Raw genomic sequence first — 15,318 nt, 5'->3', positions numbered from 1 at the left:
CCCGTGGAGTCAGTGGCTCACGCTCCGTGCGCTCGCCGTGACAAAACCGTAGCCCGTCCGCCAGATCGCGTGGCGGGCCTGTGGATAACTCCGCGGGGGACGACGGATCAGCAGTTCAGAGGTCTGTCAGCGGTGACCGCTCAGGCTGTCGGGAATCGACGTCGAGGTGCTCGCCGACGCGGTTGACGAGGAGGGTCATCTCGTAGGCGATCTGGCCGATGTCGGCCTCCGCACCGCTGAGCACGCACAGACAGCTGCCGGTGCCGGCTGCGGTCACGAACAGCACGGCGTCGTCGAACTCGACCATCGTCTGACGCACTCTTCCCGCGCCGAAGTGCCGCCCCGATCCCTTGGCGAGGCTGTGCAGCCCGGACGAGACGGCGGCGAGATGCTCGGCGTCCTCGCGCCGCAGACCCGTGCTCGCGCCGGTCACCAGACCGTCGTTCGACAGCACCAGCGCGTGTCGCACATGGTCGACACGTTTCGTAAGGTCGTCCAGCAGCCAATCGAGGCCCTGGTTCTGCGCCATGATCCGGTCTCCCCGTGTAGATGTCTCCCCCTGCACCGGAGGATCTCTTCGCCACCCTTCCCGACGATCCGGCCCTCGGGCAAGGAGGATGGGGGCATGGCGAAGAAGATGACCGATGAGGAATGGCGCGCGTTCGTCTCGCACGGCACGCGCACCGCGAAGCTGTCGACCGTGCGGGCCGACGGCAGTCCGCATGTGACGCCGATCTGGTTCGTGCTCGACGGCGACGAACTGGTGTTCAACACCGGCAGCTCGAGCGTGAAGGGCCGCAATCTGGTCCGGGACGGCCGGGTGGCGCTGTGCGTGGACGACGACCGGCCGCCTTACTCCTTCGTGGTGGTCCAGGGCCGCGCCCGGGTCTCCGAGGACCTCGACGAGCTGAAGCACTGGGCGAGTCGCATCGGGGCGCGCTACATGGGTGAGGAGCGCGCCGAGGAGTTCGGGGCCCGCAACGGCGTCCCGGGGGAACTCCTCGTCCGCGTCACGATCGACAAGGTGCTGGCGGAGCGGGACGTCGCCGACTGACTGCGGTGCGGGGCCCGGCCGGCCCCCGCCACAGGCATGGCCGAAGCGGTCAGCTGACGGAGTTGAGCAGCCGGGCGGTGTGCATCCGCCCGGCGTACTCGACGAGTCGGATGAGCACCTCTTTCCCCGAGTCGCGGTCCCGGGCGTCACAGAGCACGACCGGTGTCCCACGGTCCAGGTCGAGGGCGCGTGAGACGTCGTGGGCGCCGTACGTCCGGGCGCCCGAGAAGCAGTTGACGGCCACGACGAACGGGATGTGCCGGTGCTCGAAGAAGTCCACGGCGGGGAAGCAGTCCTCCAGGCGGCGGGTGTCCGCGAGGACGACCGCGCCCAGGGCTCCTTGCGCCAGTTCGTCCCACAGGAACCAGAAGCGGTCCTGCCCCGGAGTGCCGAAGAGGTACAGCGACAGACCTGAGCGGATGGTGATGCGCCCGAAGTCCATGGCGACGGTCGTGGTGACCTTCCGGTCCACGCCGCCGGTGTCGTCCACCAGCTGACCGGCCTGGCTGAGCATCTCCTCGGTGCGCAGCGGCCTGATCTCACTGACCGCGCCCACCAGGGTGGTCTTGCCCACACCGAATCCGCCGGCCACAAGTATCTTGAGCGCCAGGGCGGTCGTGTCGTCGTCGGAGGCGTCGGATTGCACGTAGTCCTCGGAGTGCTCGGAGACCATCGATCACTTCTCTCGGGAGTACTGGCATCGGTCGACGTGGCTGTGCGAAGCCGGTCCGTCGCTGTGCGAAGTCAGCATCATGACAACTGCGCCTGCCTCTCGCAGGGTTGGACCGCTTTTTCCCCGATGTGACCGCCTCGTTCCCGTTCGATGCCCGTACGGGTGCACGAGTGGCGTCGCACGGGAACGGCTCGTTCCGAAATCTCTGTCGCCGGGCCCTGCCTTCGCGTCTACAGCGCTCGCAATCCTTCGATCACCTCGCGCAGGATCCGTTCGTCGGGAAGCTGCGCGGGCGGTACCGGGCGGCTGACGGTGACACGGCCCCGCTCCATGAGGTCGCCGAGGAGCACCCTGACGACGCCCACGGGGAGGTCGGCGCCAGCGGCGAGTTCGGCGACCGACTGCGTCTCGGGTCGGCACAGTTCGATGAGAGCCCGGTGTTCCGGCCCGAGCATGGTGTCGTCGTCGGTTCCACGCGCGGTGCCGGCGAGCGTGACGAGGGCGATCAGGTCGAAACGCACCCCGGTGGGGCCGGGCCTGGTGCGTCCGCCCGTCATGGCGTACGGGCGGACCAGGGGCCCGGCCTCTCCGTCGTACCACTGGCTGCCCTGCTCGGGGTCGTCGCTCATCTGCGCCGGACCGCCCTTCCGGCTCATCGCGCGGCGGGCGGTCGCGCGGCGGCTCGTGGAGGCGAGTAGAGGTGCTCACCGACCCGCTTGACCAGGCGTGCCATCTCGTATGCCACCAGTCCGATGTCGGCGGTCACAGCGCTGAGCACGGCGATGCAGGACCCGTCGCCCGCGGCTGCGACGAACAGGAAGGCGTCGTCCATCTCCACCATGGTCTGGCGGACTCCGCCGGCACCGAAGTGCCGGCCCGCGCCCTTGGCCAGGCTGTGGAAGCCGGAGGCGACCGCGGCGAGATGCTCGGCGTCCTCACGGCGCAGGTCGGTGGACGCGCCGACGGCGAGTCCGTCGTTGGACAGCACCACGGCGTGCCGCACCTCGTTCACGCGTAGCACCAAGTCGTCCAGCAGCCAGTCGAGTTCACCGGACCGCTGCGCGGCTCTCATGCTCGGATCCTGGATCATGCGGGGTCTCCTTCACTGCTGCTGTCGCCGCGCGGGGCGCTTTCGGGTTCGCCGCCGCGACCGGGCTGCCTGCCACCACCGCGCGCCCAGCCGTCGCGGTAGGCCACCATGCGGTCCCTGGCGAGTTCGGGGGTGCGCCGGTCGTCGTCGAGGACGGTCGCGCCCGACTCTTCCGTGGAACGTCCCCCGCGCAGCTGAGGGGCGAGGTTGGCCTGGCGTACGCGGCGCGGGAGGTTGTCGGAGGTTTCGGAGTCCTGGGGTGGCCGGTGCAGTCTCAAGGTGGTGACTCCGGGGGGTGCGGTGTGGTTCCCGGTCTCCGCCTCAGACGACGGGGCCGGCGAGGCTGTCCCTGCCTTCGCGCCTGTACGCGACGTCGCAGCCGTCCCCGCCGTCGCGGATGCCGCCAGCGCCGGCCGGTCGGCGACCGCGTGGACGGGTTCCTGGTGCCGGTCAGGGGCGGGCACACGCGCGTGCTCGGGTTCCACCGGCCGCTGTGCCTCCACCGCCGCGTTGGGGGAACGTTCCGCCGAACCGCTGTGCAGCAGGGCGGTGGGCAGCAGAACGACGGCAGTGGTGCCGCCGTAGGGCGAGGTGCGCAGGTGCACCTTGATGCCGTGCCGGGCTGCGAGCCTGCTGACCACGAAGAGGCCGAGGCGGTCGCTGTCGAACAGGTCGAGTGCCTCGGACTGTTCGATGCGCCGGTTGGCCTCCGCGAGGGTCTCCTTGCCCATACCGAGCCCGCGGTCCTCGACCTCGACGGCGTATCCGTTGCCGACGGGCTCGCCGATGATGCGCACGCGCGTGTGGGGAGGGGAGAACTGGGCGGCGTTCTCGACGAGCTCTGCCAGCAGGTGGGTGACGTCGGCGACGGCCGCGCCGACGACGGACGTCTCGGGGAGCTGACGTACCTCCACGCGTGCGTAGTCCTCGACTTCGGAGACGGCCGCGCGCACCACGTCGGTCAGGGAGACCGGCATCCGCCAGGCCCGGCCGGGTGCCGCCCCGGAGAGGATGATCAGGCTCTCGGCGTGCCGTCGCATACGGGTGGTCAGGTGATCGAGCCGGAACAGGTCGCTGAGTTCGTTCGGGTCGTCGGAGCGCCGCTCCATGCTGTCCAGCAGGCTGAGTTGGCGGTGCACGAGCACCTGGCTGCGGCGAGCGAGGTTGACGAAGACCCCGGAGATGCCGCTGGCGAGCTCGGCGCGCTCCACGGCGGCTCGCAGGGCGGCCCGGTGGACAGTGCCGAGAGCCTCGCCGACCTGCCCGGCCTCGTCCTCGGCGGGCGGTCCGGGCGGCGCCTCGGCCCGGATGTCGATCTCCTCGCCGGCGCGCAGCTTCCGCATGGCTTCGGGAAGTTTGCGCCGGGCGATCTCCAGGGCGCTGTTGCGCAGGCTCACCAGCTCGATGACGAGGCCGCGGCCGATGCGCACGGAGATCACGAGCGAGGCTGCCACGGCGACAAGGCCCAGGAGTACGGCGGCGCCGGCCGGGGTGAGCAGACCGCGGGCGAACGGATCGGCGCGCTCGGCGACATCGTGTCCGGCGTCCTGCGCGATGTCCCTCATCGCGCCCTGCACGCGTGCGTGCGCCTTGTTCCAGGCGGCGTCCGTCGCCGCGTCGACCGCTCCCGCACCGAGGACACCGTCCTCGACGGCCGCCAGGGTCGCGTGGTCGCGGCCGGCGGCGATGCTCTGCCAGGCCGCGCGCTGCGGGCCGCGCAGGTCCGCGACGGCGGACTCGGTGAGCGTACGGCGGGTGTCGACGGCTCCGGTGAACATCCGCAGCCTCTGTCCGTCGAGGCGTCCGGCGAGGTGCGCGCTGTCCAGCAGGACGTCCTCGCGAGCCAACGCCTCACCCGCGCGGGCGAATTCGAGCAGCACGCGCGCGTCCGAGCCGAGTTCGGCGTCCTGGATGCCGGTGAGCGCGCCGTCGACCGCGAACGCGGTGGCGATGGTCGCGGTGTACCGGCCGTAGACCTCGTCCCAACCCGAACGACGGTCGAGCGCGCCCTTCCGTACGGCATTCAGCTGCTCCGCGCCGCTGACGAAGACCTCAAGTCGCCCGGCCACTCCTGCGGGGAACTCCCCGCTGTCGGCGACGGTGTCGCGATCGCCGAGCCTCAGTCGCGCGACTGCTTTGTCAGTGTCCTGCGCGCGTTTCCTCAGCTCGTCCCCACGTCCGGTGGACGGGTCGGTCGCGTAGCGCACGGCGGCTGCGCGTTCGGCCTGCAGGGCGGTCACGGCGTCGGCGACGGGGGCTCTGATCCCGGAGTCGACCAGTTGCAACTGGCGCAGCCCGGCGACGTCCTGCGCGGTGGTGACGGTGGCGTAGCCCCACAGGGCCAGCAGCGACACGACGGGCACCATCAGCAGACAAATGATCTTGGCGCGGACGGTGCGCGGGCGTATTCGCCAGCCCTGCGCGCGCGTGGAGGTCTCGGACGGCTCGTCCTGGGGTCCTGCCTGGGCCTGTTCCGGCCCTTCGTCGGCCGGCGGTCCGGCATGGGCCCGGCGGCCGCGCACCGGCGGTGTGGACGGCGTCTCGGCGCCGGCTGCGGTGGTCCTGCGGGGTGTGCGCATGGCCTCCTCGCTCTGAAGTGGTTCGGGGGCGTGCTTCCCGGGCCTTTGCCGGTCCGGAACCGGCGCTATCCGACGGCGCTCTGGGCCGACCGTTGGGCCGACGCCGACGCCTCGCGCTCTCCCGTCGTGGGTGACAGCGCGACGAAGGCGGACGTCAGGAAGAGGTAGGACCCGAGGCCGACGGCGAGGGGGAAGATGAACTGCATCGCCGTGGCCCCGGGCAGGACCTCGTCGGACGGTGTGACGTCGACGCCGACTGCGAACATGCCGGTGTAGTGCATGCTGCTGACCGCGGCACCCATGATCAACGAGGCGATGGTGACGGCGACGGGCGACTTAATGTTGAGCGCAGCCCACAGGGCCGCTGTCGCCGCGACCACGGCGATCAGTACGGAGAGCCCGACGAGCAGCGGGTCGTAGGTGACATCACCGTGGAGTCGTACGGCCGCCATGCCGAGGTAATGCATGCTCGCGACGCCGAGCCCCGTGGTGAGCCCGCCCAGGATGAGCGCGCGGGTTCGGTCCCGGCTGTAGCCGACGGCGAAGACGCCGGCACAGACGACGAGCATGGCGACGAGCAGGCTCAGGATGGTGAGCGGCACGTCGTAGCGGATGTCGGTGCCGCTGACGCTGAAGCCCAGCATGGCCACGAAATGCATGGTCCAGATGCCGGTGCCGATGGCCGAGGCGGCGGTGACGAGCCAGTTGCGGCGCGAGCGGCCGGTGGCGCCGAGCGCTCGGACGGTGCAGCGCAGGCCGAGCGCGGCGCCGGTGCAGGCCATCGCGTACGACAGCACGGGGGTGAGCCAGCCGAGGGCTGCATGGTCCAGGTGTCCCATGGCCCCGGGACGCTAGCCCCAGCAAGGGCGCACGAAGGGGGCGCATTTCGAAAGCTGTTGGAATATGGCACGGAGATGCAACGGAACGACCGCGTCACGCTCGAACGTGTGCACAGCGATGCCATTGGCGCCGGTGAGGGATCATGCGGAGCATGAGCGACGACCACACGCATGTGCAGGAGTTCTTCGGCGCCCGCGCCGCCGACTGGGACAGCCGGTTCCCCGACGACGGGCCCGCCTACGCGGCCGCGGTCAGCGAGCTCGGGCTGCGCGAGGGCGCTCGCGTGCTCGACGCGGGCTGTGGCACGGGACGCGCGCTGCCACCGTTGCGTGACGCCGTGGGGCCCTCCGGAACGGTCCTGGGTGCCGATCTGACCCCCGCCATGTTGGAAGCCGCAGTACAGGCCGGACGCGACGCGGACGGGCATTTGCTGCTCGCCGACGTGGCCGCCCTGCCGGTGCGGTCGGAGTCCCTCGACGCGGTGTTCGCGGCCGGCCTCATCGCGCATCTGCCCAACCCCGCCGAGAACTTGCGGGAACTGGCCCGCGTGGTGCGCCCCGGCGGCACGCTCGCGCTGTTCCACCCGATCGGCAGGGCCGCGCTCGCGGCACGCCAAGGCCGGCAGATCACGCCGGAGGACTTGCGCGCCGAGCCCAACCTCCGGCCGCTGCTGGCCGGTTCGGGGTGGCGCATGACGTCGTACGTCGACGAGGACGACCGGTTCCTGACACTGGCCGTACGGGAGGTGTGACGGCTCGGACCGCGCCCGGCGACGGTCGCGACGGAGGCCGCGCAACGGCTCACACTGGGCCGGCGACCGCCGCCGTGAAGACGTCGGGGTGGTCGAGCATGACGTTGTGGCCGACGCCGGGCACCGTCACCACACGTACGCCTGACATCCCCAGGGCTTCCCTGCCGGCGAGGTCACCACTGAGCTCACCATCAAGGCAGACGCACTCGATCGACAGCCCTTCGAGGATGTCGCGCATGTTCGGCAGGAGTCACGCCTCAGTCCGACGGCGCTGCGGTGCAGGGTGCGCGGGTAGGCCAGCCGCATGGTCGACTTCGACGCGTCCCAGGCCGAGATCACCTGGCTGGGCGAGACGATCGCCTCGCTCGACGGCTGAGCGCGAGTCGAGCAGCAGAGGCGCGAGGGGACGCACGAGCACGGTGGGACCGGCAGGGCTACCACCCACGTGCGACTTTCGGGCCGCGGCGAGCTCTTCACCGTGCCGTCCCCCCTTCTGCCGCCGGGGCTCCAACTCTACGTTGAATAGCATGAGATGAACGATCTACGTTGGCACCACAATGAGGGGGAAGGTGGTCAATATGTGGGGCACGGTGCGTAAGTCGTGGGTGGGATTCCTGCATGCCCTTCGCGCGAAGCCGGAGACGGGCCAGGACAGGCACCCGCACAATCTGTTCGAGGCCGCTGCCGTCTATGTGTCGGCCTGTGCGGAGGACGACCAGGATCAGATCGACGAGGCGGCCGGCTGGGTGTCCCCGGAAGCTCTGTCGTTCGGGGTGAACGAGCTGGCATGCCGAGCCGTCATCGCCCTCGCTCGGGAGCGCGACGAGTCACCGCAGACCGTGGCCCGGTCCCTTCTCGGGCTCCCGGCGGCCTGACGGCGTTGGCAAAATCACGGTCGTTTCGCCCTGTCCGGCCGGAAAACTGCAGCTCCGGGTGTGCATGGGAGTCGTGACAAGCGGCTTCCGGGCGGAATAGGGTGCGCGCCGATGGACGAACCGATGGGGAGGCTGGGATGGCCGGGACGGACGAGGAGGCCGTCGCCGCCGCGGACGATGCGCTGTACGTGCTCACGGCGGTGCTGCTGACGCCGGCGAAGTTCCCGAGCGTGCTGGGCGACGACTATCCGGAGGCCTGCGCGGCGCTCGGCATGGCGCCGCTCGCCGACGGCTATGGCCTGGTCCTCGGCCAGGACGGCGACGGCGCCCGATGGACCGTCGTCATCGACGACGTCTCCCTGGTCGCCGTCGCCATCGCGTCGTGGGACTGCGGCATGGAGTACGACCTGTCGCCCGACGAACGTACGGTCGTCGCCGCCCTGCCCGGCTGGCCGCTGGCCGTGGCCGTCGCCGCGCCGAATGTGCCGCCGCCGCACGATCCCGACCCCGAGATCGCGGACGGTCCGCCGCTGACCCCGCCGGACACCAGCGTGTGGGGCCCTGCGCAGCGACGCCTCGGCGCCGATGAGATCGCGCTGCAATGGGCGACCTGGCGGGAGCAGATCGACGACACCGAGTTCGCCACGTCGGGCGGCGCGTCGGCGGGCGATTCGTCGGCGTCGACGGGGGATGCATCGACGACGGACGGCGCGGCAGACGCCGCCGTGGACGCGGGCTCGGGCTCGGGCTCGGGCTCGGGTTCGGGCGAAAGCGTCGATGCCGATGAGCAGCCCAGGAACGCCGAGGAGGGCGAGACAGGCGAGCCGAGCGAGAGGGGGCAGGTCCAGAAGCAGGGCGGCCACAGCGGCATCCTGCGAGTCCTCGCGGAGGCACGCGCATACGTCGAGTCGCCACCGCCCCTCGGCCGTGTCCGGTCGTCCTTCGCACCTGGCGACGCACGGACCCTGCGCGCGGACGGCCCCGGCTGGTCGCTCGTCGCCAGGACGGACGACATCGCGTTCGTGCTCCTGGACGACGAACCCGGCGAGGTCCTGCCCGTGGGCCGCGGACCGGAGCTGCCCGGGCTCCTGGAAGCGCTCGACAAGATGGCTGTACGCCCGCTCTGAGCCCGTGCACGGGGCGACGCACCGGCATGCTCGCCCCGCCAACACCGTCACCCCTCCAGCACCCCTGTCCCGAGACCCCACCTGACAGCCGCGTTCCATGTGGGCCCAACCCATGGCTGGCGCGGAGCCGGGCACGCACGATGAGGCAGCTTTCGCGGTTCCGCTGTTTCCGATGCCCCGTCTCCCTTCTGCCAGGAGGCCCTCATGCGCCTGTCCCGGGCTGTTCCGTTCGTCGCCGCCACGCTGCTGGCCGCCACCGTGAGCGGGCCGAATCCCGCAACGGCCACGACAGTCGGCGAGCGACACTGCGCCGATCAGGACCGGGTGCGGGTGCCGGGCGCGGCCCTCCAGCAAAACGCCTGTCTCGCGGATCTGACGACGACCGCACTGGCCGGCACCCCCTACACCGACATGGCCGACCAGGCCGGACTGACGGCACGCGGCACCCGGAACCCGACGGGGGTTCCCGGGATCCAGATCGACGGCTACTTCCCGGACTCCTCTCGGTTCAACGCCACACACGGCTGGCAGCACGACGCACAGTTCGTGATCCGGCTGCCGGACCGCTGGAACGGCGGACTCGTCGTCACCGGCGCCCCGGGCACCCGCAAGCAGTACGCCACGGACACAGCGATCTCCGACCAGGTGCTCGCCCTGGGCTACGCCTATGCCGCCACCGACAAGGGCAACAGCAGCGCCGACTTCTACCTGGACGGCAAGCGCCCCGGTGACGCGATCGCCGAGTGGAACGCGAGAACCACTCAGCTCACCCGGGCCGCCCGCAAGGCGGTGGCCCAGCGCTACGGACACGCTCCCCGTCGCACCTACATGACCGGTATCTCCAACGGCGGGTACCTGACGCGCTGGCAGCTCGAGAACCATCCCGAGCTGTACGACGGCGGAGTGGACTGGGAAGGCGCCCTGTGGACCGCCGACGGCCCCAACCTGCTCACCTCCCTGCCCACGGCGGTGGCGCGGATGCTCGGCTCAGCCCGGGACGAGGACCTGTACACGGTCGGCTTCGCACGCGGCTCGGAGTTCCTGTGGCCGTACCACGAGCAGGCCTACTGGGGAGTCACCCAGAAGATCTACCGCGCGGAGTTCGACCCGGCCCATGACCCCGGCTGCCCCGGCCCGACCGCCGGAACCACCCCGGCCCAGATCCTGTCCCCGTGCGCGTCCGACGCCGTGTACGACTACGCGTCGCGCCCCGCGTCCGTCCACCGTGCCGTGGCCCGAGTCGCTCTGACCGGGCGCATCGGCCGACCGTTGATCACGCTGCACGGCGATCTGGACGCCCTGCTGCCGAAGGCGGCGGACTCGGACGTGTACGCGCGCATGATCGACGCGAAGGGGCGAGGCCCGCTGCACCGCTACTACACGATCGCGGGCGGCACGCATGTCGACGGGCTGTACGACACCTACCCGGACCGTCTCAGGCCGATCTTGCCCTGCTACCGGTCGGCGTTCGACGCGCTGGCCTCATGGGTGGTGCGAGGCACGCGTCCGCCCGCGGACCACACCGTAGGCAGGCCCGCGAGCGGGGATGTCGTCAACTCGTGCACGCTGTCCGCCCCTGTCACGTCGACAGCCAGGTGATCGTCAGCGGCCGAGCTCCTTGCGCGAGACACGGCGCAGCCTGCGCCGCTGTGACGGGTCGAGCGTGAGGTAGGCGGCGGCCGGGACTCCCAGGACTATCAGGAGCGCGGCCCACCACGGCAGCCAGATCAGCAGGATCAGACCGGCCGCCACACCCCCCGCGGCGATCTTCGCGTTCTTCGACATGTCGTCGCCTCCTTCGCGGCCACTGCCGCTCTCTGTCCTGAAAACGGGTCCGCGCCCCCGGCAGTTCCGAGCCGCGACCCTGAGACGACCCTGAGGTACGGCCCCTACGGGTTGCGGATTCCTGAGACGGCCGAGACACGGTCGGCTCGCGGCCGACCGCCAGTCCTCCGGACGGCCGACGCCCAGGACTGCGCGCGGTCGGCACTCCGGGATCCGCACAGGGGGAATACCCACCCGGAACAAGCATGACCCAGGTCACATGATCACGGCGCCGGGTGGGCCGCCGAGTGCTGTACCCTCGACCACTCCAATCCGAGTAGTCAAATTTGAGGAGTACAGCAGAGCTGTGCCCAGGCTTCCCGAGGCGACATTGTCCGATCTCTCCGAACTGGCCTGTTGCAGTGCAGTTTTCGTACCCGGCGATCCGGCCCGCACCGGCCGGGTCGCCTTCTGGCGGGCCGACGGCGGCGCCGTTCCGCTCGTCGCCCCCGGATCCGTCGAGGAGCTGGACGTCGTCCTGCCCCGTGAGGACGGCGAGGACGGTGTGGAAGGGGTGACCGTGCCGGCCCTTCTGCTTCCGGTGCGTGCCGCCCTGCCCGTCCTCACGCGTGCGCGTACCGCCGCGCAGGCACCCCGATCGGGCGTCTTCTGGGGCTCCGCCACCGTACTGGCCCTGCAATTCGTGGCGCGTGGACTGATGTTGCCGGGCCTCTCGCCGGACGACCACGACGCCTGGCGGGTCGGCCCCCTGCGCCCTGAGGACGTGGAACGCATCCGCGCTCTCGCCGCCGCCATGCCGCCCGAAGCTCACGCGGTGCCGCTGGAGGGCGCGCCGCCCGTGAGGCTGCCGGATCCGGAGCGGCTGCTGCGGGCCTTCCTGGACGCGGTCGCCGACGCGCTCCCCCGCTCCCCCGCCGCCGAGCTGGTGACGGGTGGGCCTGCGTACGCGGCACAGGAGCCGCAGCACGCGCCGGCGCTGCGCGCGTGGGCCGCCGACGTCGCCGCCGGCCACGACGCGGGCGTACGGCTCTCCCTGCGTCTCGAGGTCCCCGGGCTCACCGAGGCGACGCCGGAGGACGCCGCACTGTCGTTCCGGGCGGTGCTCCAGGTGCACAGCGTGAGTGACCCGACGCTGGTCGCGGACGCCGCCGACGTGTGGGCGGGGTCCGACACCTTCGGCCCGCGCGCGCGGATGGACGCCCTGCTGTTGCTGCGCCGCGCGGCCCGCGCCTGGGCTTCGCTCACGCCTCTGCTGTCGGCGGCCGTACCGGACGCCGTGGAGCTCGCCGACGAGGACGTGACCGACCTCCTGGGAGAAGGCGCGCGGGCCCTCGCCGGAGCGGGCGTCGACGTGCACTGGCCGAAGCAGCTGGCACGCGAACTGACCGCCCGCGCGGTGATCGGTCCGCCGGACGACGAGTCGACGCCGGGCAGGCTCGCCCCGGACACGCCGTCCTTCCTGTCCGCCGACGCGCTGCTCGCCTTCAACTGGTGGTTCGCCCTCGGCGACCAGCGGCTCACGCGGGAGGACCTGGACCGGCTGGCAGAGGCCAACCGGCCAGTGGTGCGGCTGCGCGATCAGTGGGTCCTGGTCCACCCGCAGGAGGCGCGCCGCGCACGCGCGCAGCAGGACCACAAGGTGACGCCCATCGACGCGCTCGGCGCCGCGCTGACCGGCTCCACCGAGGTGGACGGCCGCCAGGTCGAGGTCCGGCCCACGGGCTGGCTGGCGGCGCTGCGTGCACGCCTCGCGGACCCCGAGGGGCAGGAGCCGGTGGGCCAGCCCGCCGCGCTCGCTGCCACGCTGCGCGACTACCAGCGGCGCGGGCTGAGCTGGCTGGCCCGGATGACGTCCCTGGGCCTGGGCTGCTGTCTGGCCGACGACATGGGCCTCGGCAAGACGATCACGCTGATCGCGCTGCACCTCCATCGGCAGTCGGACGCCTCGTCCGCCGGCCCGACGCTGGTGGTGTGCCCGACGTCCCTGATGGGCAACTGGCAGCGCGAGATCGAGAAGTTCGCGCCGGGCGCGCGCGTGCGCCACTTCCACGGTGCGCGGCGCGACCTGGACTCGGTGGCGGACGGGGAGTTCGTGCTCACGACGTACGGCACGATGCGCCTGGACGCGCGGCGGCTGGCGGAGGTGCCGTGGGGCATGGTCGTGGCGGACGAGGCCCAGCATGTGAAGAACCCCTACTCGACGACCGCGCGGAAGCTGCGTTCGATCGGCGCACGCGCACGCGTGGCGCTCACCGGCACCCCGGTGGAGAACAACCTGTCCGAGCTGTGGGCCATCCTCGACTGGACGACCCCCGGTCTGCTGGGCCGTCTCGGCACGTTCCGTGCGCGTTACGCCCGGGCCGTCGAAAGCGGGCAGGACCCTGCTGCCGCGGAGCGGCTCTCCCGGCTCGTACGGCCATTCCTGCTGCGACGGCGCAAGTCGGACCCGGGCATCGCGCCGGAGCTGCCGCCGAAGACGGAGACCGACCGTGCCGTGTCCCTCACCGCGGAACAGGCGGGCCTGTACGAGGCCGTGGTCCGCGAGACGCTCGCCGAGATCTCCGAAGCGGACGGCATGGCCCGGCGCGGCCTGATCGTGAAGCTCCTGACGGGCTTGAAGCAGATCTGCAACCACCCTGCGCAGTACCTCAAGGAGGAACGACCGGGACTCGCCGACCGTTCGGGGAAGCTGGAACTGCTGGACGAACTGCTCGACACCATCCTCGCCGAGGAGGCGAGCGTGTTGATCTTCACGCAGTACGTGCAGATGGGCCGCCTCATCGAACAGCACCTGGCGGCTCGCGGTATCAACTCGCAGTTCCTGCACGGCGGCACGCCGGTAACCCACCGCGAGACCCTGGTGAGGCGCTTCCAGGACGGTGAAGTGCCCGTCTTCCTGCTGTCGTTGAAGGCGGCGGGCACCGGCCTGAACCTCACCCGCGCGGAACACGTCGTGCACTACGACCGCTGGTGGAACCCCGCCGTCGAGGCGCAGGCCACCGACCGCGCCTACCGCATCGGCCAGACCCGGCCCGTGCAGGTGCACCGGCTGATCGCCGAGGGAACGATCGAGGACCGCATCGCCGACATGCTGAGCCGCAAGCGGGAGCTCGCCGACGCGGTGCTCGGGGTCGGCGAGTCGGCGCTCACAGAACTGACGGACGCGGAACTGGCCGATCTGGTGGAACTGCGAGGGGGTACACGATGACTCGGTACGACGGTGACCTGGAGCGGACGTTCGCCGCACTGCCTCCCGCGCACGGGAGGGGATTCGCGCAGACTTGGTGGGGCCAGGCCTGGCTCAGAGCACTGGAGGAGACGGCCCTGGACTTGGGCCAGCTCAAAACGGGCCGCAGGCTGGCGCGCGCCGGAGGGGTCGGTGCCGTGTCGGTACGCCCGGGACGCATCACGGCCGTGGTGCAGGGGCGTGACAGTACGGCGCACCGGGCCGACGTGCTGCTGGAGGAGCTGACCGTTGACCAGTGGGACCGCTTCCTCGACATGGCCGTGGAACGGGCCGGGCACGTCGCGGCGCTGCTGGACCGCGAGATGCCGCCGCACCTGGTGGAGGACGCGGCGGCCACGGGCATCGAACTGCTGCCCGGCATGGGCGATCTGGAGCCGGAGTGCGGGTGCGAGGCCTGGGACCACTGCGGGCACACGGCAGCGCTCTGCTACCAGGTGGCGCGGCTGCTGGACCAGGACCCCTTCGTGCTGCTGCTGATGCGCGGACGGGGTGAGCGCGACCTCTTGCATGACCTCCAGGCACGCAGCACCGCGACCGCCGCCGACCGACCTGAGCCCTCCGATGCGTCCGCGCGATCCGATGCGGAGGGCGTGGATGCCGCAGAGGCCTACGCGACGGGCGACATGCTGCCTCCGTTGCCCGTGCCCCCCGAGCTGCCTGCCGAGCCGGGGACGCCGCCGTCCTTGGACACCGAGACACCTGCCGGCCCCGGTGTCGACCCGGGCGCCCTGGAGTTCCTGGCCGCCTGCAGTGCCGTGGAAGCACACCGTCTGCTCGCACAAGCGCTGCGGGCCGATCCGGAGCAGCACCTCATCGGAACCGAGTTGAGGCTCGACCACGACGCGGTCCGTCTTGCCGCCGGCTCCCCCGCCGCGGGCGTGGCCGAGCGGCTGGTGGACGGTTCGGGGCGCGGCCGGGAGGGGCTGGCGACGGCCGTTCGAGCCTGGCAGGTAGGAGGTGTGGCCGCTCTGTCCGTGCTCGACGAGGAGTGGACCGTGGAGGGCGAAACGCTCGCACGCGCGCGTGCCGCGCTGGAGTCGGCCTGGGACGAGGACGACCGGCCGGCGCTGCGGGCGAAGGGCAACCGGTGGACGGTCGTCGGTGCGCCCGGACAACTGCGTCTCGGCCGGGACGGGCGATGGTGGCCGTACCGCAAGGAAAGGGGCCGCTGGGCGCCTGCGGGTGGTCCGGCGCAGGATCCGGGCACGGCACTGGCAGCGGTGCGTCTCGCGGACGAGGAACGGGCGTAGGGGCTGCCTGTGGCGGTTGGGGGCGGTCGCGACCATCGGCTGCCCCC

14 protein-coding genes and 1 pseudogene are annotated in these 15,318 nt (G+C 71.4%); 7 read left to right on the top strand and 8 right to left on the bottom strand.

Annotated elements, in window-relative coordinates:
- Positions 1–115: 115 nt before the first annotated feature.
- Complete coding sequence (locus AC3ETA_RS15990) at positions 116–529, bottom strand: roadblock/LC7 domain-containing protein (protein ID WP_432193545.1); 414 nt, start codon at positions 527–529, stop codon at positions 116–118.
- 96 nt (positions 530–625) lie between these two features.
- Between AC3ETA_RS15990 and AC3ETA_RS15985 the strand changes: the two genes are divergently transcribed.
- Positions 626–1,054 carry a PPOX class F420-dependent oxidoreductase gene (locus AC3ETA_RS15985; RefSeq protein ID WP_432193544.1) on the top strand — a complete coding sequence of 143 codons (429 nt, stop codon included), beginning with the start codon at positions 626–628 and terminating at the stop codon, positions 1,052–1,054.
- A 49-nt stretch (positions 1,055–1,103) separates the two neighbouring features.
- Here the strand turns inward: AC3ETA_RS15985 and AC3ETA_RS15980 are convergent, their stop codons facing one another.
- The 5 genes from AC3ETA_RS15980 to AC3ETA_RS15960 all read right to left on the bottom strand — a co-directional run bounded on the left by AC3ETA_RS15980 (position 1,104) and on the right by AC3ETA_RS15960 (position 6,235).
- Positions 1,104–1,727 (bottom strand): GTP-binding protein, encoded by a 624-nt coding sequence (locus AC3ETA_RS15980; protein ID WP_107911923.1) that lies wholly within the window; start codon positions 1,725–1,727, stop codon positions 1,104–1,106.
- A gap of 230 nt (positions 1,728–1,957) precedes the next feature.
- The gene (locus AC3ETA_RS15975; RefSeq protein ID WP_432193543.1) at positions 1,958–2,356 is read right to left on the bottom strand and encodes a DUF742 domain-containing protein; all 399 of its coding nucleotides are present in this window, start codon (positions 2,354–2,356) and stop codon (positions 1,958–1,960) included.
- A gap of 23 nt (positions 2,357–2,379) precedes the next feature.
- A complete protein-coding gene (locus AC3ETA_RS15970) occupies positions 2,380–2,817 on the bottom strand; it encodes a roadblock/LC7 domain-containing protein (RefSeq protein ID WP_432193542.1) in 438 nt (145 codons plus the stop codon).
- A complete protein-coding gene (locus tag AC3ETA_RS15965; protein ID WP_432193541.1) occupies positions 2,814–5,396 on the bottom strand; it encodes a sensor histidine kinase in 2,583 nt (860 codons plus the stop codon). Before AC3ETA_RS15965 ends, AC3ETA_RS15970 begins: the two co-directional genes overlap by 4 nt.
- 65 nt (positions 5,397–5,461) lie before the next feature.
- Positions 5,462–6,235: an MHYT domain-containing protein gene (locus tag AC3ETA_RS15960; RefSeq protein WP_432193540.1), complete on the bottom strand. Its 774-nt coding sequence runs from the start codon at positions 6,233–6,235 to the stop codon at positions 5,462–5,464.
- A 152-nt stretch (positions 6,236–6,387) separates the two neighbouring features.
- Here AC3ETA_RS15960 and AC3ETA_RS15955 point away from each other — a divergent pair, with 152 nt between their 5' ends.
- Positions 6,388–6,987, top strand: a complete 600-nt coding sequence (locus AC3ETA_RS15955) for a class I SAM-dependent methyltransferase (RefSeq protein WP_432193539.1) — start codon at positions 6,388–6,390, stop codon at positions 6,985–6,987.
- A 49-nt stretch (positions 6,988–7,036) separates the two neighbouring features.
- Here AC3ETA_RS15955 and AC3ETA_RS15950 read toward each other — a convergent pair.
- Positions 7,037–7,299, bottom strand: a pseudogene (locus tag AC3ETA_RS15950) (alpha/beta fold hydrolase); the annotation flags it as partial.
- Between the two features lie 266 nt (positions 7,300–7,565).
- Here AC3ETA_RS15950 and AC3ETA_RS15945 point away from each other — a divergent pair.
- From AC3ETA_RS15945 to AC3ETA_RS15935, 3 genes are all read left to right on the top strand, one after another.
- Positions 7,566–7,862 carry a hypothetical protein gene (locus AC3ETA_RS15945; protein WP_432193538.1) on the top strand — a complete coding sequence of 99 codons (297 nt, stop codon included), beginning with the start codon at positions 7,566–7,568 and terminating at the stop codon, positions 7,860–7,862.
- A gap of 137 nt (positions 7,863–7,999) precedes the next feature.
- Complete coding sequence (locus AC3ETA_RS15940) at positions 8,000–8,989, top strand: hypothetical protein (RefSeq protein ID WP_432193537.1); 990 nt, start codon at positions 8,000–8,002, stop codon at positions 8,987–8,989.
- 204 nt (positions 8,990–9,193) lie between these two features.
- On the top strand, positions 9,194–10,588 hold the full coding sequence (locus AC3ETA_RS15935; RefSeq protein WP_432193536.1) for a tannase/feruloyl esterase family alpha/beta hydrolase: 1,395 nt from the start codon (positions 9,194–9,196) through the stop codon (positions 10,586–10,588).
- A gap of 3 nt (positions 10,589–10,591) precedes the next feature.
- Here AC3ETA_RS15935 and AC3ETA_RS15930 read toward each other — a convergent pair whose 3' ends face one another.
- The gene (locus tag AC3ETA_RS15930; protein ID WP_030047209.1) at positions 10,592–10,774 is read right to left on the bottom strand and encodes a hypothetical protein; all 183 of its coding nucleotides are present in this window, start codon (positions 10,772–10,774) and stop codon (positions 10,592–10,594) included.
- 346 nt (positions 10,775–11,120) lie between these two features.
- Between AC3ETA_RS15930 and AC3ETA_RS15925 the strand changes: the two genes are divergently transcribed.
- Positions 11,121–13,982 (top strand): DEAD/DEAH box helicase, encoded by a 2,862-nt coding sequence (locus AC3ETA_RS15925; RefSeq protein WP_432193535.1) that lies wholly within the window; start codon positions 11,121–11,123, stop codon positions 13,980–13,982.
- A complete protein-coding gene (locus AC3ETA_RS15920; RefSeq protein ID WP_432193534.1) occupies positions 13,979–15,271 on the top strand; it encodes an SWIM zinc finger family protein in 1,293 nt (430 codons plus the stop codon). Before AC3ETA_RS15925 ends, AC3ETA_RS15920 begins: the two co-directional genes overlap by 4 nt.
- The last annotated feature ends 47 nt before the right edge of the window (positions 15,272–15,318 follow it).

This window comes from Streptomyces sp. bgisy027 (genome assembly GCF_057710365.1).
Note: the sequence above shows the minus strand (reverse complement) of the source record. Positions and strands in the feature narration are given on the sequence as shown.